This is a genomic window from Metaprevotella massiliensis (genome assembly GCF_900241015.1).
Genome location: NZ_LT965952.1, coordinates 1 through 2,857, shown reverse-complemented (window position 1 = coordinate 2,857; position 2,857 = coordinate 1). Strand labels below are relative to the sequence as shown.

The following is a 2,857-nucleotide window of genomic DNA, read 5'->3' as shown; positions in this document are numbered from 1 at the left end:
AGTATTAAATCTGGAGTTTTCAGAACCGTCGTAGGTTTTGTATTCGGCCTTTTCCAAACGACCAACACCATCGTAATGGAAATTGTATTTTCCGACGTTGCCTTTAAACCAATCCATGGAGGATATGTCACCGTTGTATCTCGGAGTTGACGATTCGTTGTAATACAGATGGTATGAGTGGAGACCGCTTTCAACCTCTTTCTGCCATGACCGAACATTATATGTATAGGTCGTGCGCAGATTTCCATTGCCGTTCACCGCATCTGCCGACAATCGACCAAGTTCATCGTATGAATTGTTTTTCAATGTCACAGGTGCATTACCATCAACAGAGTGAGTGACGGTTAGCAATCGTCCGGCATGGTCATAGGAATAGTTGTAGTCCTCTTGTATCTTCTTGTGAAATTTAGACGAATGCAAATGACGGTGTTTCAGCACGGCACCGGTAAAATCATAGAGAAAATAGTCGCTGTCATAACCGCCGAGATGGTTTGTGGAATGCGTCTGCACAGGTCGGGAAAAACGGTCGTAATAGGTAACATGGTAGTCGTAACCGGCTGACATTCCGCCGTCTATACGTTTCACGACAAAGCCTGTGACAAGATCACGAGGAGTGAACGTTCTTTCGCCGAACCCATTCATATTATGATATGTTAGAGAATCGCTCATTGAAATGAAATCTACGTTGCCAACAGAATTGTTATTACAAGCTGATGTCAAAAAAATGCCTGGTTTCTTATCATCATTAATAAATCTGTAATTGTCGTAATACTTGACTGTGAGAATATCGCATGAACCCTGTTGAAACCAATTTGCAATATATCCCATATAAGGAGTGTTATCTCCGGTATATCTGCATGACAAGACTTCCGGTATGCCATCATACACATATTTTGTATTAACGGCCTTGCACGTTCCCGTGACACATTCTCTTCCAAAAACATCATAGAAATGAAATATGTTTTTGTTTGCGGCACGCATCTCTCCATCTGATTCGTAAACTATCCTGTCCGCTCCGTCGCGTATCATGAATATCCAATCTGCCCCAGGAAGTTTTTTGGCACACAGTCTGTTAAACCGATCGTATTTGTAGGCATATCCGTACTTTGAGAACATTTCCGGAGAAATGGCATCATTTTTAGTGGAGGTCATGGCAGGCGGAAGAACCGCAAGCAGATTTCCTTTGTGGTCATAGATATAATAAGTATCAAGAATAGTTCGAAGGCCGTGTTTCCTGCCTATCCTGCGAATCAGTATTGTTTGTTTCTTCCTGTCTTTGAACTCGAAAACTTTCATGCCGTCTTCATCAGATATAGCCGTAATATGAATGCTTCCTGTGGGATAAGACCGTTCCAATTTTATTTCCGGCAATACACCAATCTCTGTCATTGATGAAGTTACCCTATACATAATACAATCAAGAGTGTCGTTGCCCTCAACATTTGTCATATAGTTATAACATACAGCCTTTCGCATTTTGTGCCAGTCGTTACCCGAACCGTACTCCTCACGTATCCTGCCCATGGGCGAAGTCTCGTATGTCAGGATGGAATGAGGCTCCGCATCCCCGCCATTTGTTTCTATTGAACTGTTGATACAAGCCTCCCTACTCTGATAGTCTGTGGAAAACGGCATCGCTCCGGGAAGCCACTCCTTTCCCACTCTCCCCAAGTTGTCATACTCAACGTAGGAAACCAAATTCTGCCTGCCGGGCGTTATTCCCACCTGAACTGTTTCCAACCTGCGGCCAATGTCATCAAAGAAATCCACGGAAACAATATTGTCCCCATTGACACTACGAAATGTTTTCCTGAAAATATTGTTACGGTTACTATTACATAACCGCACAGGTGGCGAATAATCAGCATCCGGTACGACATCGAAATATTCTATTTCATAAAGGGAAATATCCCCATCATTTGTCCCCCAAGTCTGTGAAAAAATACACAAAGGCATGAACAGCGAAAAAATTATGTATAAATATATTCTTCTCATTTCTTTTATAATATCAATTAATTCAGTATCTATAATCATACTGTTCCATTATACGTTTTACCGGCAGGTGGTTAATTCCTTTTTCATAATAATATTTCTCTCGCAATCGCCCAAGAAAGTCATATTTATAATAAACAGTCATTCCTGTTGGGTCAGTAATAGATTCTAATCTAAGGAATTCATCATATTTGTATATTGTGAAATGTGCATTCGGCATTTTATTCCTGCATTTTTTCTCTATATCCTCCCATGATATTGATAAATAATCTTTGTGCTGGGGAATATATGTTGTTATATCCTCGCCATTAAGATATTTTTCCACCTCATCTTTTGTTGCATTATCTATCCGTGCAATCATTTTCTGTCCGGCATACGACCATACAAGTACAGATCTTAAACCATTTTCCTCAATTTCCACAGGATTCCCAAAACAATCTGCACTTATCACGCGGTATCCAACTTTGTATTTGCCGGACGAGTTGTGCGAGATGCTTACCTTATTTATATAGGCAACACCATTTTCTGTCTTATCATAGTCGTACCGATACCAAATAGAAGTTCCTGCCTCGTTAATACTTTTCCATAACACAGGCGACAGAATATGTTTTTTCATCATCCAATTGGCAATTTGCCATTGCTCATGCTTTATCCCTTCATCATATACATCGGCAGGATATTTATAGTATATCTCATTCGGGATATTCTCACTTGTGATAATCAGTTCGTTATTTACCACAATACTCTGTTAATAATCACATAATTGTTTGAAAATGAGCGAGTTGATTAACAAAACATAACTAAATAAATTTGGCTAAGTGTCTGATTTTCAGTACCTTTATAGTTGATTCAAGACTTTAAAAGT

The 2,857-nt window shown here is 39.8% G+C and carries 2 protein-coding genes; both read right to left on the bottom strand.

Annotation, left to right across the window (positions count from 1 at the left end; translation table 11 throughout):
• Positions 1-2,034 (bottom strand): DUF6443 domain-containing protein (locus C1709_RS00940; RefSeq protein ID WP_245836912.1); only part of this gene is annotated, 2,034 nt, incomplete at its 3' end.
• Positions 2,018-2,731, bottom strand: coding sequence for an RHS repeat domain-containing protein (locus tag C1709_RS00935; RefSeq protein WP_102285065.1), 714 nt, complete (start codon positions 2,729-2,731; stop codon positions 2,018-2,020). The genes C1709_RS00940 and C1709_RS00935, both read right to left, overlap by 17 nt.
• Positions 2,732-2,857 lie beyond the last annotated feature (126 nt).